At 42.3% G+C, this 26,181-nt stretch carries 25 protein-coding genes and 1 pseudogene; 11 read left to right on the top strand and 15 right to left on the bottom strand.

Going from position 1 to position 26,181, the window contains the following annotated elements; all coding sequences use genetic code 11:
* Nucleotides 1-32: 32 nt before the first annotated feature.
* The 3 genes from ligD to CHU92_RS15440 form a co-directional block, all read right to left on the bottom strand.
* The gene (gene ligD, locus CHU92_RS15450; RefSeq protein WP_094417181.1) at nucleotides 33-2,726 is read right to left on the bottom strand and encodes a DNA ligase D; all 2,694 of its coding nucleotides are present in this window, start codon (nucleotides 2,724-2,726) and stop codon (nucleotides 33-35) included.
* Between the two features lie 5 nt (nucleotides 2,727-2,731).
* Nucleotides 2,732-3,517 carry a non-homologous end joining protein Ku gene (ku, locus tag CHU92_RS15445; protein ID WP_094417179.1) on the bottom strand — a complete coding sequence of 262 codons (786 nt, stop codon included), beginning with the start codon at nucleotides 3,515-3,517 and terminating at the stop codon, nucleotides 2,732-2,734.
* A gap of 196 nt (nucleotides 3,518-3,713) precedes the next feature.
* Nucleotides 3,714-4,382, bottom strand: coding sequence for a YciE/YciF ferroxidase family protein (locus CHU92_RS15440; RefSeq protein WP_094417177.1), 669 nt, complete (start codon nucleotides 4,380-4,382; stop codon nucleotides 3,714-3,716).
* 191 nt (nucleotides 4,383-4,573) lie between these two features.
* Here CHU92_RS15440 and CHU92_RS15435 point away from each other — a divergent pair, with 191 nt between their 5' ends.
* The 4 genes from CHU92_RS15435 to CHU92_RS15420 all read left to right on the top strand — a co-directional run bounded on the left by CHU92_RS15435 (nucleotide 4,574) and on the right by CHU92_RS15420 (nucleotide 6,657).
* Nucleotides 4,574-5,062, top strand: a complete 489-nt coding sequence (locus CHU92_RS15435) for a DNA-deoxyinosine glycosylase (RefSeq protein ID WP_094417175.1) — start codon at nucleotides 4,574-4,576, stop codon at nucleotides 5,060-5,062.
* Between the two features lie 322 nt (nucleotides 5,063-5,384).
* Nucleotides 5,385-5,855 (top strand): hypothetical protein, encoded by a 471-nt coding sequence (locus CHU92_RS15430; protein WP_094417173.1) that lies wholly within the window; start codon nucleotides 5,385-5,387, stop codon nucleotides 5,853-5,855.
* 229 nt (nucleotides 5,856-6,084) lie between these two features.
* Nucleotides 6,085-6,300 (top strand): hypothetical protein, encoded by a 216-nt coding sequence (locus tag CHU92_RS16070; protein WP_094417171.1) that lies wholly within the window; start codon nucleotides 6,085-6,087, stop codon nucleotides 6,298-6,300.
* Nucleotides 6,301-6,366: 66 nt separating this feature from the next.
* On the top strand, nucleotides 6,367-6,657 hold the full coding sequence (locus CHU92_RS15420) for a hypothetical protein (protein ID WP_129583110.1): 291 nt from the start codon (nucleotides 6,367-6,369) through the stop codon (nucleotides 6,655-6,657).
* A gap of 58 nt (nucleotides 6,658-6,715) precedes the next feature.
* Here the strand turns inward: CHU92_RS15420 and CHU92_RS15415 are convergent, their stop codons facing one another.
* From CHU92_RS15415 to CHU92_RS15405, 3 genes are all read right to left on the bottom strand, one after another.
* A complete protein-coding gene (locus CHU92_RS15415) occupies nucleotides 6,716-7,573 on the bottom strand; it encodes an OmpA family protein (protein WP_094417167.1) in 858 nt (285 codons plus the stop codon).
* Nucleotides 7,574-7,648: 75 nt separating this feature from the next.
* The gene (locus CHU92_RS15410; protein WP_094417165.1) at nucleotides 7,649-8,644 is read right to left on the bottom strand and encodes a glycosyltransferase family 2 protein; all 996 of its coding nucleotides are present in this window, start codon (nucleotides 8,642-8,644) and stop codon (nucleotides 7,649-7,651) included.
* The gene (locus CHU92_RS15405) at nucleotides 8,637-9,083 is read right to left on the bottom strand and encodes a type I restriction enzyme HsdR N-terminal domain-containing protein (RefSeq protein WP_094417163.1); all 447 of its coding nucleotides are present in this window, start codon (nucleotides 9,081-9,083) and stop codon (nucleotides 8,637-8,639) included. Before CHU92_RS15405 ends, CHU92_RS15410 begins: the two co-directional genes overlap by 8 nt.
* A 34-nt stretch (nucleotides 9,084-9,117) precedes the next feature.
* On the opposite strand from CHU92_RS15405, the gene holA reads away from it, so the two are divergent.
* Nucleotides 9,118-10,122, top strand: coding sequence for a DNA polymerase III subunit delta (holA, locus tag CHU92_RS15400; RefSeq protein ID WP_094417161.1), 1,005 nt, complete (start codon nucleotides 9,118-9,120; stop codon nucleotides 10,120-10,122).
* 142 nt (nucleotides 10,123-10,264) lie between these two features.
* A complete protein-coding gene (locus CHU92_RS15395) occupies nucleotides 10,265-10,447 on the top strand; it encodes a CAL67264 family membrane protein (protein WP_094417159.1) in 183 nt (60 codons plus the stop codon).
* Here CHU92_RS15395 and CHU92_RS15390 read toward each other — a convergent pair whose 3' ends face one another.
* The gene (locus CHU92_RS15390; RefSeq protein ID WP_094417157.1) at nucleotides 10,448-11,335 is read right to left on the bottom strand and encodes a hypothetical protein; all 888 of its coding nucleotides are present in this window, start codon (nucleotides 11,333-11,335) and stop codon (nucleotides 10,448-10,450) included. It abuts the gene before it with no gap.
* Nucleotides 11,336-11,423: 88 nt separating this feature from the next.
* Between CHU92_RS15390 and ettA the strand changes: the two genes are divergently transcribed.
* Nucleotides 11,424-13,118 (top strand): energy-dependent translational throttle protein EttA, encoded by a 1,695-nt coding sequence (gene ettA / locus CHU92_RS15385; RefSeq protein ID WP_094417155.1) that lies wholly within the window; start codon nucleotides 11,424-11,426, stop codon nucleotides 13,116-13,118.
* A 43-nt stretch (nucleotides 13,119-13,161) separates the two neighbouring features.
* Here the strand turns inward: ettA and CHU92_RS16205 are convergent, their stop codons facing one another.
* From CHU92_RS16205 to CHU92_RS15365, 4 genes and pseudogenes are all read right to left on the bottom strand, one after another.
* Nucleotides 13,162-13,386 carry a hypothetical protein gene (locus CHU92_RS16205; protein WP_317044708.1) on the bottom strand — a complete coding sequence of 75 codons (225 nt, stop codon included), beginning with the start codon at nucleotides 13,384-13,386 and terminating at the stop codon, nucleotides 13,162-13,164.
* 377 nt (nucleotides 13,387-13,763) lie between these two features.
* On the bottom strand, nucleotides 13,764-14,573 hold the full coding sequence (locus CHU92_RS15375) for a hypothetical protein (protein ID WP_094417153.1): 810 nt from the start codon (nucleotides 14,571-14,573) through the stop codon (nucleotides 13,764-13,766).
* Nucleotides 14,574-14,627: 54 nt separating this feature from the next.
* A pseudogene (locus tag CHU92_RS15370) lies at nucleotides 14,628-14,804 on the bottom strand (IS5 family transposase); the annotation flags it as partial.
* Between the two features lie 225 nt (nucleotides 14,805-15,029).
* Nucleotides 15,030-15,878 carry a glycosyltransferase family 2 protein gene (locus tag CHU92_RS15365; RefSeq protein WP_094417151.1) on the bottom strand — a complete coding sequence of 283 codons (849 nt, stop codon included), beginning with the start codon at nucleotides 15,876-15,878 and terminating at the stop codon, nucleotides 15,030-15,032.
* 59 nt (nucleotides 15,879-15,937) lie between these two features.
* Between CHU92_RS15365 and CHU92_RS15360 the strand changes: the two genes are divergently transcribed.
* Nucleotides 15,938-16,813 (top strand): glycosyltransferase, encoded by an 876-nt coding sequence (locus tag CHU92_RS15360; protein WP_094417149.1) that lies wholly within the window; start codon nucleotides 15,938-15,940, stop codon nucleotides 16,811-16,813.
* Entirely contained in the window at nucleotides 16,806-18,263 is a 1,458-nt protein-coding gene (locus CHU92_RS15355; protein WP_094417147.1) for a lipopolysaccharide biosynthesis protein, read from the top strand. Before CHU92_RS15360 ends, CHU92_RS15355 begins: the two co-directional genes overlap by 8 nt.
* On the opposite strand, the gene CHU92_RS15350 is transcribed toward CHU92_RS15355, so the two are convergent.
* Nucleotides 18,264-19,322: a 3-oxoacyl-ACP synthase III family protein gene (locus CHU92_RS15350; protein ID WP_094417146.1), complete on the bottom strand. Its 1,059-nt coding sequence runs from the start codon at nucleotides 19,320-19,322 to the stop codon at nucleotides 18,264-18,266.
* A 594-nt stretch (nucleotides 19,323-19,916) separates the two neighbouring features.
* Nucleotides 19,917-22,766 (bottom strand): aminomethyl-transferring glycine dehydrogenase, encoded by a 2,850-nt coding sequence (gene gcvP / locus CHU92_RS15345; protein ID WP_094417144.1) that lies wholly within the window; start codon nucleotides 22,764-22,766, stop codon nucleotides 19,917-19,919.
* A gap of 132 nt (nucleotides 22,767-22,898) precedes the next feature.
* On the opposite strand from gcvP, the gene CHU92_RS15340 reads away from it, so the two are divergent.
* Together CHU92_RS15340 and CHU92_RS15330 are read left to right on the top strand one after the other, a co-directional pair.
* Nucleotides 22,899-23,717 carry a UbiA prenyltransferase family protein gene (locus CHU92_RS15340; protein WP_094417142.1) on the top strand — a complete coding sequence of 273 codons (819 nt, stop codon included), beginning with the start codon at nucleotides 22,899-22,901 and terminating at the stop codon, nucleotides 23,715-23,717.
* Nucleotides 23,718-23,991: 274 nt separating this feature from the next.
* On the top strand, nucleotides 23,992-24,705 hold the full coding sequence (locus tag CHU92_RS15330) for a hypothetical protein (RefSeq protein WP_094417138.1): 714 nt from the start codon (nucleotides 23,992-23,994) through the stop codon (nucleotides 24,703-24,705).
* A 36-nt stretch (nucleotides 24,706-24,741) separates the two neighbouring features.
* Here the strand turns inward: CHU92_RS15330 and CHU92_RS15325 are convergent, their stop codons facing one another.
* Nucleotides 24,742-25,323 (bottom strand): TetR/AcrR family transcriptional regulator, encoded by a 582-nt coding sequence (locus CHU92_RS15325; protein ID WP_094417136.1) that lies wholly within the window; start codon nucleotides 25,321-25,323, stop codon nucleotides 24,742-24,744.
* Between the two features lie 80 nt (nucleotides 25,324-25,403).
* Entirely contained in the window at nucleotides 25,404-26,165 is a 762-nt protein-coding gene (locus CHU92_RS15320) for a glucose 1-dehydrogenase (RefSeq protein ID WP_094417134.1), read from the bottom strand.
* Nucleotides 26,166-26,181 lie beyond the last annotated feature (16 nt).

Genomic DNA, 26,181 nt, shown 5'->3' with positions numbered 1-26,181 from the left:
AATATTGTTGCCAACCGGCAGTGACGGCCGCGCTACCCCAGGCTGGCAAGTATTTCCTCAAGGTCAAGTGCGTCATCAAAAAAACCTTCCCACAGGTCGCCTTTTTTCTTTACGCGTTCAGGAATCGTTTGTATGGTAAAATTCTTTACATCAAAGCCTTTTTCATTTATTTCATCCCATTCCAGCGGGGTGCTGGCTGTGGCACCTTCGCGCGGGCGCAGGGAATAGGCGCACGCCATGGTTTTGCCACAGCCGTTCTGCAAAAAATCAAGATATATTTTCCCAATGCGCTTTTTTGGCATCCGCTCCAGGCTCGTAATATCCGGCAGTGCATTGTGTACTGCCTGGCTGATGATGTGCGAAAAATCACGGCTTTGATCATAAGTATATTTCGGCTTTACCGGAATAAATACATGCAGGCCTTTTCCACCGGAGGTTTTAAGGTAGCCTTTAATTCCTAAGCCATCAAGAATCTCCCTGACTTTATTGGCTGTGGTGATAAGGTCTTTAAGGCTGGCTTTGTTTGGGTCAAGGTCAAATATTATATAATCAGGATTATCGAGGCTGCCGACACGGCTGCTCCACGGATTTATTTCTATACAGCCCAGGTTGGCCATGTATATCAATGTATCTTTATCATTACATACTAAAAACTCAATATCTTCCCCTGTAGATTCTGAATGTATCTTTTCGGTGGGTATCCAGTCGGGAACCATACCTGCCACATTTTTCTGGAAAAAACCATCTTTTACTATACCGTCAGGAGTACGGCGCATGGATTGTGGCCTGTTTTCTATATAAGGAAGCAGCCATTCCGCCATTTCATCATAATAAGCTATCACATCGCCCTTCGTATATCCCTCTTCCGGCCAGAATATCTTATCGGTATTGGTCACTTCCACTTTGCCGGTGTCCCAGCCTTTTTTGCCTGATGTTTTTCTCATCTTTTTTGTTTTACCCTTATTGACGGAAGTATCACCTGTTTTTGCCTTTTTGCTTTTCCTAGGAACTGTATCCGCTGTTTCATCTTTCCCTGCTTTCTTAACTGTTTTTACAGCCTTTAGTTCGGGTACAACCTTATCAGTATCAGCCGCAAACTCCCTTGTTACATCTTTTGGGTCCTTGTCATTGCGCAGCGCGATGAAAACAGGGTGGCGCAGGCTGCCGGTTTCTGTCCATTCGGTATATTTTATTTGTGCTACCAATTCAGGTTTTATCCAGTGGGCACCCCTTTCTTTAGGTTTCACGGAAAAATGAGGTTTTTGTATTTCCAGTTTTTTCAGCTTTTTGTGCATATCTTTCAGGGAATCTTCATTAAAGCCCGTACCGCACTTGCCTGAATAAATCAATTCCCCATTTTCATAATACCCCAGCAGGAGCGAGCCAAAACCTGACCGGGAACCTTTAGGGTCAGTAAAACCGCCAATAACCATTTCCTGCTCTTTGGTTACTTTTATTTTAAGCCATTCCTTTGACCGCTTATTAATGACATATCTGGAAGTAATTTTTTTGGCTATAAGCCCTTCACCGCCTTTTGCCTCTACTTCTTTCAATGCGGCTGCGCCATCACCAACAGTATGCACCGAATAAACTATATTATCAGTTTGGGGCAGCACAGCTTCCAGTATGCGTTTTCGCTGAAGTAGTTCGAGCGGTGTAAGGTCGAAACCGTTAAAATATAATATATCGAAAACATAGCATTTTAATTTGCCTCTTCCGGGATTTTCGGCAAAGTACTGCAGCCACTGGAAGTGCGACTTACCGTCATTATCTTCCACTACAATCTCGCCATCCAGTATCATATCTTCTTTTATAATTTTAAATGCTTCCACCAGCTCCTTATATTTTGTGTTGAACGAAATGCCCTTTCGTGATATAAGGTTTACTTTGCCCTTTTTAACCTGTACCAGTGCGCGATAGCCATCAAACTTGGTTTCATAGGCCCATTCATCACTATCAAAAACTTCATCAGTAAGTGTAGCCAGCTGGGGGAGCCAGTGTTCAGGGAAAGTTTTTAATGGCTTTGCATCGGCAACATCCTGCGGTGTAAAGGCAGGGGTAGGGGAGCTTTTTTCTGATTTTTCCTGTTTGCCTAATATATTATCCTTATCGCCTTTACTGTTTTTGTCCGCTTTATTACTTTGCCATACATCACTTTGCTTATCGTTTTCTATTTCATCAAGTGTACGCCCGGTAAGTACGGAATGCTGGTCAAAATCTCTCTTATCAGCATACTCGTCACGGCCTTTCATAAGGAGCCATTCTTTCTCTTTTCCGCTCATATGCACAAGGTGGTAAGACCCCTTTACTTTTTTTCCATGCATCACTATCTTGATATTGCCTTCGCGGTACATTTTTTTAACCAGCTTTTCGCTTTCGGCTATAGTATCGGTTCCTTCGGGCAGGTACGTGCCTGTGTCCCATACCATAACTGTCCCGCCGCCATATTGCCCTTTCGGGATGTTGCCTTCAAAGTCAATGTAATCCATAGGGTGGTCTTCAACGTGCATGGCAAGGCGTTTTACTGACGGATCAGCCACAGGGCCTTTAGGCACTGCCCAACTGACCAGCACACCATCAATTTCAAGCCTGAAATCATAATGCAGGTGGGAGGCAGCATGTTTTTGTATTACAAAACGCGGCTCCCTGCCTGATTTTTTTATTTTTCCTTTCGGCTCTGCCGTTTTTGAAAAATCACGCTTGCGGTTATATTCACTGAGTTTCATGGCTATTAGCTTTTAATCGCGGCCAGGCTGGCTTTTAGCTGTTCCAGCAGGTCGTCCTTTGCAGCTGCTGTTTTCCTGCGCTTTACGGGCGCAGGTTCCTTTTGTCCCGGTTTTGCTGCTGCTTTTTTCTTAATCATTTTAATGAGTTCCTCCTTATAAGTGTCTTTATATTTTGAGGGGTCAAAAGGTTCCGTAAGCTGGTCAATAATAGACATGGCCATATCAAGCTCTTTTTTTGATATTGTTATATCTGTAGGTATCATTTCAGCTTCCTTAGGGTCGCGAAGCTCATCATTGAAGCGTATCTGTATCAGTAAAATGGCATCTTCCTCAACCTTTACTATCCCGAGGTGCTGGGTTGTGCGCATTACAAACTTGCAAAGCCCTACCTTTTGAGACTTTTTAAGCGCTTCCCTGAGCAGCGCATATACTTTTTTAGCTTCTTTGGCAGGCTCAACGATATATGGCTTTTCTAAATATTTTGAAGGGATTTCTTCTTCTTTTATAAATTCAAAAATATCGATGGTCTGCGTTTTTTCGGGGGCTACTTTGGCAAAATCATCCTTATCAAGCAGTACATAATCGCCGTTCTCTTTGCGGTACCCTTTAGCGATATCCTCCCATGGCACCTCTTTACCGTCTTTTTTACATACCCTTACGTATTGAATGGGGCATTTATCTTTGTGGCGGATCATGTCAAGGTCAATATTGTGGGAGTTTGTACCGCTATAGAGCTTTATAGGGATGTTTACAAGGCCGAAGCTTATGCTTCCTTTCCATATGGCTTTCATTTAAATTTTATTTTAAAAAGTTAGTACTGCTTTTGGATAAAACAAAAGCGGTAACTGAAACAATTACCGCTTTCTAATTTAGTGACAAAACATGCTATAACCTATATTTTTAATACCGTTTTCACATTAAGGAACAATAAAAATGCCTGATTGGCCAGGCATTTTAAAAATGTTCTTTTGTCAGGGTATAAATGGTTTATTCAGCGGCTTCGCCATCTTCTTCCGCTGCTTCAAAATTGATGTCATTATAGGCAGCTTCTGTAAGCGTGGCATCAGCCTGTTTTTCTTCGTTTAGTGTCTGCTCAAGCAGTTTTACTGCTTCCTCTTCTCCCAGTGTCCTGGCAAAAGCGCAAAGGGTGCCATAAGTGGCAATCTCATAATGTTCAATTTTTTGTGAAGCCGCTATTATACCGGCATCACGCACAGGCCCGGGTTCAGTACTTTCCATAATGTCCTGGCCTTCTTTTATAAGGCCGTCCATAGCTTCGCATTTTTTTGCGGTAGCTTTTTTGCCTGCAATCTCAAAAACCTTTTCCAGGCGGGCCACCTGCTCTTCAGTAACAGCGGTATGCTCGTCAATAGCCGTTATAAGGCTTTCGGTTGATGCGTTCTTTGCCATTTTAGGCAATGCTTTCAGTAATGCTTTTTCAGCCCAGTAAATGTCTTTAAGGCTGTCAATATATAACTCCCTAAGGCCTTCAGCAGCACTTTGTTTTGCTTTAATTTTGCCTGCTTTTGTTGCTGTTGAAGTTTTAGAAGCCGTTGATTTTGTTCCGGCAGGTTTTGAAGCGGCTGTTTTTGTTTTACTGGCTCCTGCAGCGGATTTGCTTTTGGAGTCTGATGATGATTTTGTTGCTGATTTCATAATTCAGATTATTTTAGGATGTTCTACGATTAAATAATGTTTGTGAAGGCATTATTAATCCAAATTTAGTCAATGGCTAAGGGCGGTGATATTAATTAAATCATAAAAATAGGGCTATAACATATATTTAACTACAACACTATGACTGTTTTAATTTTGGAATACATTGTTCCTGTCCTATTTTTGTGAATATGAAAAAAGCCTTTCCGCCCGTTGTTAATCATACATCTGAAATTTTATTGCTGGGTACCATGCCTGGGGAAAAATCACTCGAATTACAGGAGTACTACGGCAACAGGGGCAACCAGTTCTGGAAATTGCTTTACGCTGTGTTTGGTGAACAATATAATGAAGCATATACTGCTAAAATGGCACTGCTGGTGAGGCACCGAATAGCGCTGTGGGACGTGCTGCAATATTGCGAGCGGGAGGGAAGCCTTGACAGTAATATCAAAAACGAAGTGCCGAATGATTTTGATGCCTTCTATGAAAAATACCCAAAAATCAAAGCAGTTTTATTTACCAGTAAAAATGCTGCTGCCTATTATAGTAAATATGTTGGGTTTAAAAATTTAAAATATGCCACACTGCCTTCGCCAAGCGGGGCTAATGCTTCTAAATCGTTTAGTGAAAAGCTGGGGGAGTGGAAAGAAAAAATACCCCCACTGTTGAGCTCGTAGGATATTAAGGGTGAAGATGCCGTGGGTGGTGTATCAGGCTGTAAAATACCGCTTCAGCCGGCGCTGCCTATAATGCCTCAGGATTGACTGCATTAATGCTTTTAACCTGTTTTTTTGTCTTTTGGTCGCCATAATGTAGATAATGTGATTTGTTATGCAATTTCACCTTTTTTAATATACTAAATACTTAAAGTTTTATTAAAATTTGAAAATTAAAGAATTAAAAAATTGTAACAATTATTGTAATAGACAGGTAAAAAATTGTGATTAATATTCTACCACTCAAGTAGAATTATAATTACATTTGTACAGACTTATTTTTATGAAAGCGCTTCTCGTAACATTGCTTTTTATAGCTACCTGCCATGCACAGGAGCATAATTTTGTTATTAGTAACAAGGCGGTTGTGTGGGAAAATGTTTTTATAAGCAATGAAGCCAATGTACCGCTACTACTCAAAAGGCATCCAAGGCTTAGTATTTCATCTGCCGAAGGAAAAATATATAAGGGCATTGGTTCTCTTATCAGAAACACCTGTAAAGGTTCGTCCGCATATACGGGTAACGAGTTCAGTTTCAATTTTGAAGTGCAGGTAAGTTCTGGCAAATATCGTGTCAGTGTCTATAATATAAGGTACAACCTGCCCAATAATCAAGATCAAAACCTGGAAAATTATTTTATCGAAAATAATGTATTAAAAGACGACCCTCAGTCTAAGCTTGACATACAATGCCTGAATAATTATTTCAACCGTATCTTTAGCTCACCACAGGTGTTTAAAAATAAGCAATAACTTACAAATATTGTATCACCCTGATTATTAAATGTTTATTTGTAATTATTTTAAAATTAATTAACACCGGTTTAGTAAAATTCAGTATCTTTACAGGGAACTAAGGGAGTAGCCCTTTCTATTTTTTATAGTAAATATAACTTTTTACCTTCATGAAAAATACGTCAATCTGAAGGCGCCTCTATGGTCCTTTCTTTTAAAAAAAAAATTAATATTAAAATTAAGGATTATGAAAATCTTCAGTTTTATATCATCGGCGATTGTATTTGCAATCACACTTTATTCGCTAATCACCGATTTTCCGTCCTTAAAGTATCTTAACGGCGTAATTTATTTCATGTTACTAATCATACTGATGCTCATCTGCATTACAGGCCTAATAACAAACAGCCCCTTTATCTACAGGTTTAAGCGCAGGTTTAAGATACCGCAAAAGCAATATTAACGCTCCTTTATAACACCTGCTTTTTTATGTTTGGTATTTTTGGGTATAAACATTAAAATATGCTATATGCAAACCGGGGAAAACAGTAATAAAAGCAATGAGGAGCTAAGGGAAGAGGAAGCAAACAGAGAGGCAAGTGAAAACATGGACAGGAATGAGGAGCTTGAGAATAGTAAATTCCAGCAGCACCAAAACCGACTGACCCAATCAGAAGATCCTGAAGACGATGATGCGTCCCTGCTTAATAATAATGAAGGGGATAAAAGCACCGATTCAGTTTCCCTTGAAGATAAAAACAAAAGAAGGCTTACTGACGAACAGGACCAGGATTTCGGTTCTGAACAGATTAAACAATAAAAAATACGGCTGCCACCGGCAGCCGTATTTACAATATCATTGAGGCATATTAATCATGTTATCTGCCAGAGCCTGTTGAAGCGCCGGTAGGCTGCCCTTTCATTTCTTTTTCAATCATGTCATAAAACTGGTCTATTTTAGGCAGCACAAGGATACGGGTCCTCCTGTTCCTGGCACGGCCTTCGGCAGTAGTATTTGCTTCAAGCGGTACATACTCGCCACGCCCTGAAGCTACAAGCCTTTGTGGCTCTATGCCAAAATCCCTTTGCAGCACCCTTACAATTGATGTGGCACGCTTCACGCTCAGGTCCCAGTTATCCTGGAGTACAGGGTTTTTAATAGGCACATTGTCAGTGTGGCCTTCAACCATGCACTCAAAAGTAGGCTTATCTTTAACAATAGCTGCCACTTTGCCAAGTATTTCCTTAGCCCTGTCGCTAACTTCATAGCTACCGCTCTTAAATAGCAGTTTATCAGCTATAGAGATATAAACAACGCCTTTTTCCACATTAACCTCAATATCGGGGTCGTTAATACCAACAGCACGCTTAATACTTGTTACAAGGGCCACAGTTACCGAATCTTTACGGGTAAGCGCGTCCTGCAGCCTTGTTATCTTCATATCTTTTTCCTTAAGGCTTTCAAGAGTCCTTTCAAGGTTTTCGGCGCCTTTAGATGATAAGGTGGTAATCTGGTCTTTCGTAGTGATAAGCTGGTTGTTGGTCTGCCTGAGGTCTTCGATACGTTGGGCCATCTGTTCTTTTTCGGCCAGGCAGGTGTTGAGCTTTACAGTAGCGCTGTTAAGCAGGTCCTGGATTTCTTTGTTCTTAGCTTCAAGCTCGGCGATTTTCTTTTTACTACCGCATGAAGTCAGCGTAAATGCTGCCAAAGTGACTAATAAAATGGCTTTTCTCATAAATTTAAAATTTAAATTTTAACAAAATTACAGATTACAGTATAAATGACTAACGAAATTGTCTATAAAGTATTGTTAAATATTTTTATCAAAAATCCTGCCATTTAATACATAATATTTGATTACAATACTGTTTATTTTATAATAATTGCGGTATTGCTTTGATTCTCTTTTACTTAAAAATTTTGAAAATAAAGCATAAAAACTAAAATGAGCTTTGATAATTGCCATAATATGGGATAGTTTTCCCTGCAGCAGGAACTGTACACCTGCAAGCCCGTCAAGGCAAAGCCGCAGGAAAAGTACGGGCAGCAGTTGCCCTGAAGGGAGATTTTTTGTCATCATCAGCAGTGAGTTACGGAAATTCAGGTAAGTTTTCCTCGGATTGGTATTGCTAAGCGTGGCACCCCCTACATGGTAAATTACAGTGCTCCCGCAAAAGCGAATCTTGTAATTCAGGTTAAATGCCCTCCAGCAAAGGTCTATTTCCTCCTGGTGTGCAAAAAAATCTTCATCAAAGCCTTTTAATTCCCTGTAAACATTTCGACGTATAAAAAAGCAGGCACCCGAAGCCCAGAAAATTTCTGTATTATCATCATATTGGCCTTTATCTTTTTCAAGAGTATTAAATATGCGCCCACGGCAAAAAGGATAGCCAAACCTGTCAATAAACCCGCCTGCCGCACCGGCATATTCAAACATTATTTTATTTTTCTGGTCCAGTATCTTCGGCTGGATAATGGCCGTTTCAGGATCGGATTCAAAAAGTGCCAGCACAGGGCGCAGCCATCCTTCTGTTACTTCAACATCGCTGTTCACCAGCGCGTAGTATTCTTCTTCAACTTCTTCAAGCGCTTTGTTGTACCCCCCAGCATAGCCATAATTACCATTATTCCGTATGATTTTTACATCGGGGAAATTAGCCGTTACAAAAGCAACAGAATCATCTGTAGAAGCATTATCTGCAACATATATAACTGCTTCAGGCGAATGATTCATAACAGAAGGAAGAAACTCTTCCAGCAGTTTTTTACCATTCCAGTTTAGTATCACTACGGCTATATTATTCATTATAAGCAGGTATATCGCGCAGGAAACGGTATTCCCCCAGGTTGTAGTCCATCTGGCAAAAATAATGATTTAAGCCATTGGTCACCATCATGTACGAAGCGTTTATCTGCATATTGTAGCGGGCAATCTGGTCAAAGGTATTTTGGGTTATAGCAACATCAGGAGCCTTACATTCAACTAAAATATGAATGGTACCATCCGGCTGAAAAACAACAACATCATAACGTTTAGTTAAACCGTTAATTTTGATAATTTTTTCAACATTTACATGCGAGAGAGGGTATTTTTTTTCTTCACAAAGAAATCGTACCACATGTTGGCGCACCCATTCCTCGGGTGTGAGGATTATAAACTTTTTGCGGATACCATCAAAAATAGCCACCTTATTTTCACTATTTTTGAAACGGAAATTATAATCAGGGAAGTTCAGTTTTTGCATCAGGCAAATTTAGGACTTTTAGAGCAACCGCAACATGGACGAAGTCGTTAAGATTGTAAATGAAATAAAGCAGGGCCACATTAAGCCCATTTATTTCTTTATGGGTGAAGAGCCTTACTTTATAGATAAGCTTACGGAATATATTGAAGAGAACGTTCTTTCCGAAGAAGATAAAGGCTTTAACCAGATGGTGCTTTATGGCAAGGATGTAACTGTTGAAGAAATAATTTCTAATGCAAAGCGTTATCCCATGATGGCAGACAGGCAGGTAGTAATTGTAAAAGAAGCCCAGGAACTGTCCCGCACTATTGAAAAACTGGAACATTATGCGGAGAACCCACAGCCCACTACCGTTCTTGTTTTGGCTTATAAATATAAAACGCTGGACAAACGCAAAAGGCTAATCAAGCTGATTGATAAGAACGGGCTGGTGTATGAAAGCAGGAAGCTATATGAAAACCAGGTTGGCGACTGGATTAAACGTGTGCTGGCAGGCAGGCAATATAGCATAGAGCCTAAAGCTGCAGCTATGCTGGTGGAATTTTTAGGCACTGACCTGAGCAGGATAAATAAAGAACTTGAAAAGCTGGAAATTATTCTTCCTAAGGGCAGCGCCATAACTCCTGCCGTAATTGAAGAAAACATCGGTATAAGTAAAGATTACAATGTTTTTGAGCTGCGGAAGGCAATAGGGGAAAGAGACCAGCTGAAAGCCTATAAAATTGCTGATTACTTTGCACAGAACCCTAAAGATAATCCACTTGTTATGACAACCGGGCTTATATTCGGGTTCTTTTCCCAATTATTGCAATATCATGGGCTTAAAGACAGAAGCCCTTCCAATGTGGCTAAAACACTAAAAGTTAACCCCTATTTTGTAAAAGATTATGATATCGCCCTGCGCAATTACCCGATGAAAAAAGTAAGCGCTGTTGTGGCCGCCCTACGGGATATTGATGTTAAAAGCAAAGGGGTTGGCGCCAATTCAGTATCACAGGCGGACCTGTTAAAAGAAATGCTGGTTAAGATTTTTAATTAACTCTGTTAAAGTATTTAAAAGCTGTAATACATACTTCCGTAAAACTTAATACATTTAATTTTGCAAAGATTCCTTATATTAAAACCGGATTAGCGGAATTTTCCGATATTTGCGCCCGCACACTAACAAAAACTACTACAAAATGGGAATGAATAAAAATTCCATCCTCGGGTGGGCTACCCTTATAATGATACTGATGGGGCTGTTACTTATCGGGCTAGGCGTTTACCGCTATGCTGATGTAGCAGGCTGGGGGTTTTCGGCTGTAGGCGTAGGTTTTTTTGCCATAGCCTGGGTATTCAGTTCGCTTAAAGGCAGGGTGTAGCTAAAGGGTATACTCCCCGATAGCCCATTTGCGGCCTTTAGATATTTTTTGCCACTGCTTTTGCCAAAACGTCATTTTTTTATAAGCCCTTTTTTCAGAGGAAAGGTACTGCGGGTCAATTTTATGTAACTCGTCCTTTAGCTGAAGAAAAGGTTTATCTTTATGATAATTAAAAAATTCCTGCAGCACCTTCCTGAATTCTTTGAAGTACCAGTAGTGGTGGATATAACTTTCCGCAGCGACAGGTTGTTTAATCTTTTGAAAGAAGTAGCTAAACGCAATCTGCTCCATTACAAACAATGGGTTCTTTAAATATAATACATCAACAAGCTCCTCAACCCTAAATAATTCCTCTGCCACAGCCGAATCAAACCCAATTATACCGGCATTCCAAACTGTAAATGTTTCATCTATTTCAACTGCTTCTGCAAAAGAAGGAATAATAAAGCTGCTTTCTTTCTTAATAAATTTCCTCATTTTCGCCGCAATGCCGCCGGGATTATCTATAAGCCTTCCTTCACAGCGGTCAAATACAAGATTTCCATTGCTTATTTTTATATATAATCCAGCAATATTTTCTTTGAAGTAGGTGTCACTATCAAGGTAAAGGAAGTTTCCGCTGAACCTTTGTGTAATATCCTGTAATACTTTAACCTTAACCCTGTGTATAAAATTTATACTGCCCTTCCAGTGCTTTATCTGTTCCTCACCAATATCAATATAACACACAAGTTCCGGAAGGTGCCTGCGAAAGAATGCTGAATTATCAGTATATAATACTACCTGATTTTCATCAACTGTATGATACTTATAGTATGATAAAAGCGAATATAACGCTTCATTGTAAAAATCTTCTCCTCCATAAGTAAGGTAAACCAGGTAATTCATGCCTCAAATAAAAGCTAAATTGTTTGGTTGTGCAAGTAATAGGTATATCAGGATAAATTACGATATTTGCGCAACAAACAATATTAACATGTCAGACGATAAGAAAGTAATATTTTCCATGTCCCGCGTGGGCAAAACCTACCAGGGGGCAAACAAGCAGGTGCTCAAGGATATTTACCTAAGCTTTTTTTATGGTGCCAAAATCGGTATCCTGGGCCTCAACGGTTCCGGTAAATCCACCCTTTTAAAAATAATTGCCGGCGTTGATAAAAGCTATCAGGGCGATGTGGTTTTTGCACCGGGCTATACCGTTGGCTACCTGGAGCAGGAGCCGCAGCTTGACGAGAATAAAACCGTTATTGAAATAGTACGGGAAGGTGTCGCCGAAACAGTAGCTATACTGGACGAGTTTAATAAGATAAACGATATGTTCGGGCTTCCTGAAGTATATGAAGATGCCGACAAAATGCAGAAGCTCATGGACCGCCAGGCAGAACTTCAGGATAAAATTGATGCCAGTAATGCCTGGGAACTCGATACCAAACTGGAAATAGCCATGGATGCCCTGCGTACACCGGAACCTGATACTCCAATAAAAGTGCTGTCGGGCGGTGAGAAAAGGCGTGTGGCGCTTTGCCGTTTATTGCTTCAGCAGCCTGATGTGCTATTGCTTGATGAGCCTACCAACCACCTTGATGCGGAAAGCGTACTGTGGCTGGAGCAGCACCTGCAGCACTATGCCGGTACCGTAATAGCCGTAACGCACGACCGCTACTTCCTGGATAATGTGGCCGGCTGGATACTGGAGCTGGACAGGGGAGAAGGTATCCCGTGGAAAGGAAACTATTCCTCATGGCTTGACCAGAAAGCCAAACGCCTGGAGCAGGAAGAGAAAACAGCCTCCAAGCGCCGTAAAACCCTGGAGCGCGAGCTTGAATGGGTACGCCAGGGCGCTAAAGGCCGCCAGACTAAACAAAAGGCACGTTTGCAAAATTATGACAGGTTATTGAATGAAGACCAGAAGCAGCTTGATGAGAAACTGGAAATATATATCCCTAACGGCCCCAGGCTGGGTACCAATGTTATAGAAGCCAAAGGCGTGGCGAAGGCATTTGGGGACAAGCTTCTTTATGAAGACTTGAACTTTACGCTGCCACAGGCCGGTATAGTAGGCATAATAGGCCCTAACGGAGCCGGTAAAACAACCATTTTCCGGATGATAATGGGTGAAGAAACACCCGACAAGGGAGAATTTATGGTGGGCGATACGGTTAAAATAGCGTATGTAGACCAATCGCATTCCAATATCAATTCTGATAGAACGATATGGGAAAACTTCTGCGACGGCCAGGAACTGATTATGATGGGTGGCAGGCAGGTAAACAGCCGCGCTTACCTTAGCCGCTTTAATTTTAGCGGCAGCGACCAGAATAAAAAAGTCAACACGTTGTCCGGTGGTGAGCGGAACAGGCTGCACCTTGCCATGACGCTAAAAGAGGAAGGCAACGTGCTGCTTTTGGATGAGCCTACCAACGACCTTGATGTAAATACACTGCGTGCCCTTGAAGAAGGCCTGGAAAACTTTGCAGGCTGTGCCGTGGTTATATCGCACGACCGGTGGTTCCTGGACAGGATTTGTACACACATCCTGGCTTTTGAAGGAAACTCTGAAGTGTATTTCTTTGAAGGCAGCTTTTCAGAATATGAAGAGAACCGCAGGAAACGCCTGGGGGGAGACCTCACGCCCAAGCGCATAAAGTATAAAAAGCTGATACGGAACTAAACAAAAACACCCCGCGTATTGCGGGGCGTTTTGTTTATTATACTTAAAATTTGTAGCGTATACCAAGTGCAATATCCGCGGCAAAATCATCTTCCCGGAATTCATCTCCAAAATAAATCTCAGGCCTGAAATCCAGCGAAAGCTGCAACGGGAAATCAAAATTGTATTCAACGCCAATATTCCCCGCAACAAAAACAAAGGTACCACTGTCATCATCACCATCCGCCCAGTTTGGAAGATTATTATTATCATATTCCCATGTCCCCAAACCGCCACCTACACCGGCATACCAGTTAAATCCGCCTTCGATATTCCATATCCAGTGATAAATACCTGTTAGTTTTACGGCATCATAGTATTTTGCGTCGCGCCAGCCAAGATCCAGTTCAAGCCGGTTGGCAGGCGAAAAATACCGTTGGTATGACAGCTCACCGCCAAACCCGTCATTATCTCCAAGCCTTAACCTAATGCATTTTTACTGTCCTGTGCGTTTGCGCCTATTGCCAATACTGTCAGCAAAAAGGCTGTTAAAAATAGTCTCCTCATAATATTTTTGTTGGTTTTTCACACAAATATATATCGTTACAAACCGTAAGGATAATACATTGTAAAATATTTAACATCTTAACTGAGGAGCCACGCAGCCTATTGTGCCAGGTAGTGGTCAAGCACTTCCTGCTGTTGTTCAGAGCCACTTTGCGGCAGGGGTAGCTGCAAACCAAATTGCGAGAAATCAGAAAGCTGATAGCTGATATTTGTGACTACGTTTACTACGCCTATATTTTTTGCATAATATTGGTGAGACACAGCGACATCCTGGTTTTGCATTATAGTTACAGGAAAAACCCCTATACCATCAACAGGTACCATAGCTGTAATTTTCAGTGCAAGTACAGTGGCCACTTTCTTTACATCATTATAGGTATCCTGGTTCACAGTATAGGACGCGAGATGTTCTTTTGCCCTTGAGGTCAGGGTGTAGTCAAATTTTACATCATAACCATTATACGGCTGCGTTAAGGATCCTGATACGGATGACAATACCTGGTTCAGTGAAGCATTTTCTTTAAGTATTGTGAACTCATTAACAGGAATACTTATGGAGAATTGTTCTGAGAAACCGAAGTCAAAGTTGCCGGTGAGCAACAGCCTGTCACCGGATCTGCGAATACCGTCATTGTATATGGCATTACTAAAAAGGCCTACTGGAAGATTCAATGTGGTAAATTTTTTATAGCTGTTTCCGTTGATATTTATGTCACCCGTAATATAAAGTGAGTCGCGGCCCTGTTGCTGTGTATTTTGGACATCATATACCCAGTAATTTCCGGTGGTTAGAGGCATGTAATCTCCTGGCGAAACATTATTACCATTATCGGCGGGAGTGCTGTCATCGCCTGAAGAACATGAAGCGAAAATTGCTGAAATGAACAACAAGAAGTAGATTTTTTTCATAAAAAATTAATTTAGCAGTCCGCTAATATACTAATTTTTTGATGGTGAAGTGGTTTAAACTTTTATTTTATTAAATTTCTTTAGTGCGATGATTGTAAAAGCCAGGTAATTAAAGCCTAACCAGCTTGCGGTTGTTGTGTCAAATCGATTTAACAACGACCTAAAGCTATCCATCCAGGCGTTTGCCCTTTCGATTTTATACCGTTCCTTATAAAGTAATGGGTCAAAATATTCANAACCTGTGAATAATCCCTTAAAGGTACAATTTTGAAAGCAATTCACAACTGTTACTCGCGCACCACCGTCAAGAACTTGCCTGTGAATAATCCCTTAAAGGTACAATTTTGAAAGCAATTCACAACACAGGGGGTTTTAGAAATTAAAAAANTATTTTATTGATTTTTAATCAATTATATTTTTTGTCGTGTACTAAATAGTTTTTTAATACAATTCGGGTTAAAAGAGTTTCTGTTTCATTTTTTGCCAGCGATAATGCCTTATAAATGCTGCCTGCCCTTGTGTGACCAGTAAAGGTGTGCGGGCAGCCCATGCTTTGAGGAATCCGGCAATATAGTCTATAAAAAGCAGCGGCTTCTTTTTCCGCATGGCAAGCTTTGCCGAAGCAATGGCCGTGATAATGAAACCATAGCCCAGTGTATAGAAAGCTTCGCCCTGTTTGTGCCGTGCGGCCTTGTTGTAATTAGCTCCTGTAGGCTTCAGGTGTTTTACTTTTAGGGTATCTACTGTGATAACCTTCCACCCATAATATTGGGACAAAAGCTCATCAACAGTGTCCCAGCCCATAGCCGGCTTTACTTTTCCTATTTGTAAAAAGCATTCTTTGCGGTAAGCCTTGAATGCCCCGCGTATATGGTCTTTATCTGTCAGGCTTTCCAGCACCCACTCGCCGTTTTTTTCAATATAGGCAAACCCCCCTGCCATACCAGCTTTTTCATCTGCTGCAAAAATTTCAAGGATTGTTTTAAAATAATCAGGCGGCAGTACGAGGTCCGCGTCAAGTTTTACAATAACATCATAATCTTCATCAAGGGTTTCATAGCCTGCCAGAAAGGCCTGTATCACTTTGCTGCCCGGCAGGTGTATGGCCCCTGAAGATTTTTCTATGACTGAAAGCCAGGTATATTTTCCGGCATAAGCGGCACAAATAGCCGCGGTGGCATCAGTAGAGTTATCATTTACCACCACTACTTTATCGGGCAGAACGGTTTGCGCGGCAACCGACTCTAATGTACGGCCAATAAATGCCTCTTCGTTATGTGCCGGAATGATTACGTAATATTTCATTTGGATACAGAAGTAGTTGCAAATATCCCTATTTTTGCTTTATCAGAAAAGCGGAAACATTGAATAAGAAAGTTTTTGTAGTTATTGTTACTTACAACGGTGCCCGGTGGATAGATAAGAACATAACTTCCCTGTTAGCGTCATCATATCCTGTCCATATTATTGCCGTTGATAATAATTCTGCTGACGATTCCGCTTTACTACTTGAGAAATATCCGGTTGACCTTATAAAGGCACCTGAAAACCTTGGTTTTGGGAAGGCTAATAACATTGGTATGAAAAGGGCGTTGGCCCAGGGGGCTGACTATGTTTTCCTGCTTAACCAGGATGCATGGGTGTTTGAGGATACAGTTTCCGGGCTTGTATCAAAAATGGAAGCCGATCCTTTAATAGGGTTGCTGAGCCCTTTGCATTACAGTGCTGACGGGATTACTTTAGATGGAAATTTTGCTGTATATTATAACAGGAAATCTTCAGAAAAGGGTACTATAGCGTTTGTACCTTTTGTTAATGCTGCCGCATGGATGCTAAGCAGGCAATGTATAGAGAGAACAGGTTTGTTTGAGCCGCTTTTCGGCCATTATGGTGAAGACAGGAATTATTGCGGCAGGGTAAGGTACCACAACTTTGTTATTGGGATTGATGCATCATCTAAAATTGTACATGACCGGGTAATAAGGCGCAACTTCGGTAAAGATATTATCCAGTCACGATATAAAATACTCTCTACGCTTCTCGATATAAATCTAAGCACTACCGCTGCCCATATACTTGCCCTCAGGGAAGTTATCGGGCTGCCAAAATACTTCAGCAGGCATTATGGCACCAGTAAAGCTGTGAGCCTTTTTTTTAAGCTGTTCAGCTATTACCTGTCCTGTGTTATTAAGGCAGGCGCCATTGCCACTGCCCGTAAAAAAGCTAAAGGTAATGGATAGGAAGGCCTCAGCAAAACAGCTTTTCTTTTTTTCTGTAATTAATTACATCGGGACAGCTATTGGTATTTTGTCAGTAATGTTCATCTACCCAAAAGACCTCGCTTTTATAGGCACTATAAGGTATATAGACAGTATAGCACAAACCATCTTTCCGGTTATGGTACTGGGGGCATCGCATGCATTGATCAAATTTTACCCTGCCCTTGATGAAAAGCACCGCCGCCAGCTTTTCAATTACAGCATTGCCTCTGTTTCAGCAATATCGCTGGGTGTATTGCTGTTGGTTATTACAGTGGGGCATTTTACAGAATATGAAAATTCAGGACTGTTATATTACGCTTTTCCCATAGCCGTATCCCTTGCTTTTATAGAGCTTTTTAAAAAGCAGGCGCAGGACCTGCAGCGTATTGCCGTACCAACATTGTACGAGCGGATAATACCAAAAATAGTGCTGCCGCTTGCCTTTTTGCTACTGTTGGGCCATATATTCAGTGTTCAGGAATCCATTTTGGTTTATGTTGGGGGTTATGGGGCTGTTTTTTTACTGACGGCAATCTATCTGTTCAAAAGGTTCAGGCCGGGGTTTAACTATAGGTTTAAAACCCTGTTCGGTACAATTTCCAGGAAAGACTATTTCCGGTATAGCCTGTATTCGTTTGCCGGAAGCCTGGGCTCATTACTGGCCTTCAGGATTGATGGCATTATTATCCCCGAATTTATATCGGTAGAGGCTAACGGTATTTTTAGTAATGGTGTTACCCTGGCCTCTACACTACAAATTCCGGCAGTAGGTATGTTTGCCCTCTATGCGCCCATCATTTCATCTTATCTCCAAAACCATAATATGAAGGAGCTGGACATGAAATATAAAGAGGTGGCAAGGCTTTTATTCTTCATCGGGGCAGTATTGTATAGCTGTATTTTTTTCGGTATTAACGACCTGTTCAGCCTGCTCCCCGATTCAGATAAATTACAGGGTTCTGTCCCTGTAATACAAATACTCGGCTTTAGCGTGCTCATAAACATGGCTACAGGATTTAATGGCGAGATTATAACCTATTCAAGATATTACCGTTTTAACCTTATCGCGGTGTTATTACTGATAGTGCTCAATGTGGGGTTAAACATTTACTTTCTCAGTTATACAGGCCTTGGTATTATAGGGGTAGCTTATGCTTCTTTCCTGTCAATGACGCTTTTCAACATGGCTAAGCTGGCTTTCATTTACAAAAAGTTTGGGCTCCTGCCTTTTGATGCTAAATTCCTGCAGCTCGGCATTATATTCCTATTGTGCGGGTTGGGTGTTTATTATTTGCCTGATACCCGGTCCCACCTGTTCAACCTTGTTTATAAAACCGGCCTTTCGCTTGCTATCAATGTTATTGTGGCCTACAGGATGAAGCTGGTTTGGCAGCTAAACCGCTGGGTCGACAAAATTCTGCCGCTGTAGTTACATCCGGTACACAATAGCATTAATGTTCATCCCGGAACCTACTGAAGCAAAAATAATAACGTCTCCCTTACTCAGCGTCTGGTTTTCAAGCCGCCCCTTGACCATCAGGTCATAAAGGGTAGGTATGGTGGCCACACTGCTGTTGCCAAGCTTGCCAATGCACATAGGCATAATATGCCTTGCAGGTGTGAAGCCATATAGCTTAAAGAAACGCTGCACAATAGCTTCATCCATTTTTTCGTTGGCCTGGTGGATAAGTACTTTTTTAATGTCGGCAATTTGTATCCCGCTCCTGTCAACGCAGGCTTTCATGGCCTGAGGCACGTGGTTAAGCGCAAATTCATAGATTTTACGGCCATGCATTTTTATATACCGGACATCCGGGTCGTGTTCTTTATTGAAAGAATTGCCAAAGAACAGGAAATAGGCTTCTTCGTAGGTGTAGGTTGCCGTCTCATGCGCCAGGATACCGCCTTCTTCCTCGCTGAGTTCGATAATGCTGGCGCCTGCCCCATCTGAATAGATCATGCTGTCACGGTCATGCGGATCCACAACCCTGCTTAATGTTTCTGCGCCTATAACTAGGCACCGCCGGGCTATTCCGGCTTTAATGAAAGCCTGCGCCTGTATAACACCTTCCACCCAGCCCGGGCACCCAAACAATATATCATAAGCCACGCATCGCGGGTTTTTTATCCTTAGGCTGTGTTTTACGCGCGAAGCAAGGCTGGGCAATATATCCGTTTGTATAGCCCCGTGCTTTACATTCCCAAAATTGTGTGCAAAAATGATGTAATCCAGTGTCTCGGGGTCAATATCCCCATCTTCAATGGCTTTCTGCGCTGCAAAGAAGCCTATATCCGATGTAAGCAGGCCTTCTTCTACATAACGCCGTTCTTCTATACCCGTAATCTGCCTGAACTTACCCGATATTACTTCGTTTGAATAAGGCAGCAGCGTACCGTCATCATCCAGGAAAACGTGCCCGCTGAAATCCGAATTTTTTACGGCCCTGCCGGGAATATAGCTTCCTGATCCTGTGATTCTTATATTCATGGTTATTTTTATACTAAGTTACTAATTATAATACTATACATCACCACTTTAGTATGCGTGCATATAAAATTAATGAAAAGATAATTTGTTGGTTACGAAACAGGCGGAAATTATAATTATCAAAAAATTCCGGCCGTAATTTTTAGGATAGTGGCAATATTCATGGCGCGGGTTTTGCCTTCTCTGCTGTTTCACCTTTAAAAAGAGTATCAACAGTAGTATTAAAATGGGCTAGCCAGGTATCAAAATGCGCTTCAGTAAGTTTTTCTTTTACATGACGCTCAGGGGTGTAATTCTGTACACCTCTATATCCTTCATTACTATTTTTAGGAGCTTTTTCCTGCTGTGCGCTCTATCTCCCTGCCGCGAAAGCGGGCGGCAGGGAGGATGCCGCTCCCATCAGGGCTAAAACCCGGTTGCGTACATTTCCGGCAGTCCGTTCACTAAAGGTACAGGTTACCATAAATACAGTTGTCAATCCTTTAGCAAGGCAGATAAATATGAGCCACCAGTACAAAATGATTAAATCAAAAACCACGAACTTCACAAATTGTAACAGTGAAATTCGTGGTTTTACAATATCTCAGGTAAAAATTACTCTTCCATGTAAGCTTCAATAGGAGCACAGGAACAAACCAGGTTCCTGTCGCCGTAAGCATCATCAACCCGGCGTACACCCGGCCAGAATTTATTCTCGCGAAGGTAATCCAGCGGGAAAGCTGCTTTTTCCCTTGTGTATGGCATGTTCCAGTCGTTAGCCGTAATCATTGCCAGTGTATGCGGTGCGTTTTTAAGGACATTGTTCTTATCCTCGGCCGAGGCCTCGTCTATTTCTTTACGTATGGCTATCATGGCATCGCAAAAACGGTCAAGCTCTTCAAGGTTTTCACTCTCTGTAGGCTCAACCATAAGTGTGCCTGCCACCGGGAATGATACCGTAGGCGCATGGAATCCATAGTCCATTAAACGCTTGGCTATATCCGTAACCTCAATGCCATTGTTCTTGAAAGGGCGGCACTCTAAGATCATTTCGTGTGCGGCACGTCCCATTTCGCCGGTATACAGCGTTTCATAGTAGCCGTTAAGCCTTTCTTTAATATAATTAGCGTTGAGTATGGCATTTTCGGTTGCGGCCGTTAACCCTTCTGCGCCCAGCATAGTGATGTAGCCATAAGAAATTAGGCATACAAGGGCCGAGCCCCACGGTGCTGCCGAAATAGCCGTAATGGCCTTTTCGCCACCTGTAGCTATTACGGGATTACCCGGGAGGAAAGGTACAAGGTGCTGGGCCACGCATATAGGGCCTACGCCCGGGCCACCGCCACCGTGCGGGATGGCAAATGTTTTGTGCAGGTTAAGGTGGCAAACATCAGCGCCAATAGTAGCAGGGTTAGTAAGCCCTACCTGCGCGTTCATGTTGGCGCCATCCATATATACCTGTCCGCCGTTATCGTGTATAATCTTCGTAATTTCAATTATTGACGCTTCATAAACCCCGTGTGTTGAAGGGTAGGTGACCATAAGGCACGCAAGGCTGTCTTTATACTGCGCTGCTTTTGCCCTGAGATCATCCACATCAATATTACCGTTTTCAGATGTTTTTGTAACCACTACCTGCATGCCGGCCATATTAGCAGTAGCCGGGTTGGTACCGTGGGCCGATGCCGGTATTAGCGCTATATTCCTGTGGCCTTCACCGCGTGATTCATGATAAGCACGTATAACCATGAGCCCGGCATATTCGCCCTGGGCGCCGCTATTAGGCTGTAGGGTAGTGCCTGCAAAACCTGTTATTACATTAAGCTGCTGTTCCAGTTTTTTAAGCATTTGCTGGTAGCCTTCCGCCTGCTCCACAGGGGCAAAGGGGTGTATGTTGTTCCACTGGGGCATGCTAAGTGGTAGCATTTCGGCTGCGGCATTCAGCTTCATGGTGCAGGAGCCTAATGCTATCATAGAGTGGTTTAGTGCAAGGTCAAGCCGCTCCAGCTTCTTAATGTAACGCATCAGGGCCGTTTCGCTGTGGTAGCTGTTGAACACCTCATGCTTCAGGAACTCACTCGTCCTGCCCAGCGCGGCCGGTATGGCTGATGCATCTGCCAGTTCCTTAACTGCTTCAGCAGGTTTTCCTGCCACTTCAGCAAAAATGGCAATAATATCATTAATATCTTGTAGCGATGTTGTTTCGTTAAAAGCTATTGAAACGGTTCCGGCATTTACGTAGTAAAAGTTTATCTCTTTCTTCTCTGCGGCAGCTTTTACTTTTGCAGCATCCGCCTTAACCGTGATGGTATCAAAGAAAGCAGGATTAGTATTGTAAAAGCCCAGGGAATTAAGCGCATCAGCGGTTGTTACAGCTGCGGCGTGAACCTTGTCAGCAATATACTGCAGGCCTTTTGGACCGTGATATACGGCATACATACCCGCCATTACAGCCAACAGCACCTGTGCTGTACAAATGTTTGAAGTAGCCTTTTCGCGCTTAATGTGCTGCTCGCGTGTCTGCAGCGCCATGCGTAGGGCGCGGTTGCCATTGGCATCAATAGTCACACCAATAATCCTTCCCGGCATGCTGCGCTTGTACTCTTCCTTAGTAGCAAAGAAAGCCGCGTGGGGCCCGCCGTAACCCATAGGGATACCAAAACGCTGGGTCGTACCCACCACAACATCGGCACCCATTTCGCCGGGAGGTGTCAGCTTCACAAGGCTTAATATATCGGCAGCAACGGCTGTTTTAATTTCTTTTTGTTTTGCTTTTGCAATAAAGCCTGCATAATCATGCACCTGGCCATGCTTACCGGGATATTGAAGGATAGCCCCGAAGAACTCCTCTGAAAAATCAAAATCTTCATGATTGCCTATTACCAGATCAACACCGATAGGGGTAGAACGTGTTTGCAGTACCGAAAGGGTTTGGGGCAGTATTTCTCCGGAAACAAAAAATTTGTTGGCGTTGTTCTTCTTCTGGTCGCGGGTGCGTACGTCAAAAAGCAAAGCCATGGCTTCTGCGGCAGCGGTACCTTCATCAAGCAATGATGCGTTGGCTATTTCCATGCCGGTAAGCTCAATTACCGTTGTCTGGTAGTTAAGCAGTGCCTCAAGGCGTCCCTGTGCAATTTCGGCCTGGTAGGGGGTATAGGCGGTATACCAGCCCGGATTTTCGAAGATGTTCCTTTGAATAACGGCCGGAACAATGGCCGGGTGGTAGCCAAGCCCAATGTAAGACCTGTACACCTTATTTTTATGGCCCAGTTGCCCTATGTGGCTAAGATACTCATATTCCGTCATGGCCGGGTCAAGGCTTAGGGGTGCCTTCAGGCGGATGTCATCCGGCAGGGTTTCATATATAAGCTGTTCCATAGATTCGACACCAATGGTTTTCAGCATGTGCTGAATATCGTGCTCACGCGGGCCAATGTGCCTTAAAGCAAATGCATCTGTTTTCATGTTTATCGCTTGCGTTGTTTAAAAGCACAAAATTAGTTATTTATGTTCAAATTAAAATGCTTTTGAAAGGGCAATTTTGTGAATTTTTCAACTTTACGAGCCTCCCTTTGCCATATTCGTTATTTTTGTACGATGAAACTATTAAGGCAGGCTTTTACAATCTATATATATGGAAGTGTGCATGTTGCAGTTGCCGTGCTGAGCCTTGTCCTGATGACTAACCATATGTTTGGCCTTCCCTTTAGCCTTCCTGTGGCGTTATTTGCTTTTTGCGGTACGCTGTGCGGCTATAACTTCACCAAATATGAAAGCCTGTACCGGTTAAAGAAACCTAAAAGCCCACGGATTGCTGTTATTATGGGGTTGAGCCTTGCCGCCCTTGCTGTGGCCGGCGTAGCATTTTTTTACCTGGCCGCGGCGGCACAAATTATAGCCATTGTATTTTTAGGGCTTACATTATTATATACGGTCCCTTTTTTTCCTGAGCAGACCAACCTGCGCAACTGGAGTGGCATCAAAATATATATTGTTGCATTATGCTGGGCGGGGGTTACGCTGCTTATGCCCCTGCTCAACGCGGGGGTAGAGCCTTACCCGGATGTTTACCTTAAGTTCGTACAGCGTTTTTTACTGGTAATTATCCTTATCCTTATATTTGAAATAATTGATCTGGATGAAGATGACCCCCACCTGAAAACCCTGCCACAGGTATTTGGAGTAACGAAAACCAAAATTTTTAATCTTGCCCTGTTACTGATTTTTTACATTTTAGAGCTTTTTAAAACAGTTACAGACAAAAAACAGCTTGTTGTAAATGTGCTGCTGGTGCTGGCAGTGGCCCTGTTTACGGTCTATGCACACCCAAAAAGGCCTAAAATGTACACATTGTTCTGGGTAGAAGCTATACCAATGTTCTGGTTGTCATGCCTTTATATAGCTGATAGGCTCTGATTTAATTTATTCAGGAGCACTGGCTACAGGCTGTTTTGTATACGCCCGTTCCCGCTATCAGCTCTATCTCCCCGCCGCCGCGCTTAAGGCGGCAGGGAGGATGCCGCTTCTATCGGGGCTAAATTCAGGCTTACAGGCCTGTTTGTAAACCCAACCTCTCATGCAGGCGCCTGGTTCAACTTTTTGGATTATAAATATTACATAATTGATTATTTTTGCTTCAAATAAAAAATCAGGCTGGAGTAGCATCAAATCAAGACAAAAAAACCGGGTCATGATCAAAAGCCTTATATCAACGAAACAAATACGGCTGAATCTTGTAATATATTCCTTATTTCTTGTAATTGCGGTTGCTGGGATTATTTATGGTAACGCTATCAGGGATAACTATTCGTTCCTTCGTATTTGGGATTTCCGGAACATACTGTTGCTACTTGTAGGCGTCCCGTTTTTATTTTGGCAATCCGGGGTTTGTTTACCTAACTTTTTTGAACAGCAAATTTCAAACAGGCATAGGTTCCTGTGGCCGGCCATTATAGGTGCCCTATTTGGTTTGCTTGATATAATTGTCATTAAGTTAATAATGCATCCCGCGCCTTATACGGAGTTACCGCCCTTCCTTCAGCCTTTTCCGTACTCTGTTTTCCTTTATTTTTCCGGGGCTTTTGAAATAGAAGTTTTTTACAGGCTCATCCCTATTACACTCATGTTACTTATAGGCAAATGGTTATGGGGTGGGAGGTATTTCAACATATTTTTATGGTCAGCCATACTGCTGAGTTCGCTAAGGGAGCCGCTGGAACAACTTCCTGGCGGGGAATTATGGTTTGTAAGTTATTCCCTGGTGACCGGCTTTTTGATGAACTATCTTCAGGCAGTCTATTATAAAAACGCAGGTTTCCTGGCCTCCCTGGCCTTAAGGCTGGGGCATTATTCCTTTTGGCATATTTTGTTAGGAATCTATGTCCAGTATATCGAACTGCAATAGCCGCTATAGTATTTTGGCGTCATAGCGGAATGACTTTTATTTTAATGCTGCCAGGGCAATGGTAACTATATCGTCAAAGACCTTTTTGTCTGCCCCCGATTTTGATGTAACCCTTAAGCCTGAGATAGTATTAAAAATAAACCTTGCTAAAGGCCTTGCGCCATGTTTTTTAGAAAATTGTCCAGTTTCCTGGCCTTTCTTTATCAATTGCAGTAAAGCGTCCTCAATATCTTGCCGGTTACCATTTACAATCTCAGCAATTTCCGGATTATGGGGGGCCATTTCTACCGAGGAGTTAACCATAAAGCAGCCTTTAGAAAATTTTTCCTGTAAAGATTCTGTGACAACATATTCGAAAACTTCTACAAGTGTTTTTTCATAATCATCGGATGAATGAATCATCTCAATCATAGAACCAGCAAACTCTTTGCGGTACTGCAGCAGCGAACGTTTGAAAAGCCGGAATTTATCTCCATAGGTGTCATAAAGGCTTGAACGGCTTATACCAAGCCTGTCAACTAAATCCTGCGCTGATGTGCCGTTATACCCCTTTTCCCAAAACAGTTTTACAGCCTTACCAAGCACTTCCTCTTCATTAAATACCTTAGTCCTTGCCATAAAAAAACCTTTGTACGGATTAATTCCCTACAAAGGTAATGATAACGGAATGTTTATTCCAAATTAAGAGCTGAAAAATTTTAGCCTAAAAGCGGATTTACATTTATGCCCCCATCAATATTGTACTCTGCACCGGTGATAAAAGAAGCATCATCCGAAGCCAGGAAAGCAACTAATTTTGCCACGTCATCAGGCTGGCCAAAACGTTTGAGGGGTACCCTGTTTTGCAGTGCCACCGCAAAACCCTGTATCATTTCCTCAGGCAAACCCGATTTTCCGAAAATGCCTGTTGCTACAGGGCCCGGATTTACAGAATTGATCCTGATTCCCCTCGGGGCTAACTCTGTAGAAGCAGTTCTTGTGTAGGAATTAAGTGCTGCTTTACTTGCCGCATAAACAGCTGTATTAGGCATCCCGGTATATGCATTTACAGACGATAAGTTGATGATCGATGCGCCATCTGAAAGGATGGGAAGAAATTTTTCAATTGTAAAAACAGCTCCTTTGAAGTTAATCCCCATTTGTTCGTCAAAGACCTCCTCAGTAATCTGGCCAACAGGTGTGGGATAAAATACACCGGCATTAACAAACAACACATCAACTTTGCCATACAGGCTGCCAACTTTGCTCACAAGGGCTTCTGTGTTTCTGATATTTGATGCGTCAGAAAGTATCCCCGTGGCATTATTGCCTAATTGTTTTACGGCTTCATCAATCAGGGTTTGGTTGCGGCCTGTGATAATCACTTTGGCGCCCTGTGCTATAAACTCTTTGGCTGTTGCCAAACCAATTCCCGCGTTACCACCAGTAATAACAGCGACCTTGTTTTTTAACGTACTCATGTAATTTGATTTTAAA

It is taken from the genome of Flavobacterium cyanobacteriorum (assembly GCF_002251835.1).
GTDB lineage: Bacteria > Bacteroidota > Bacteroidia > Flavobacteriales > Flavobacteriaceae > Flavobacterium > Flavobacterium cyanobacteriorum.
Note: the sequence above shows the minus strand (reverse complement) of the source record. Positions and strands in the feature narration are given on the sequence as shown.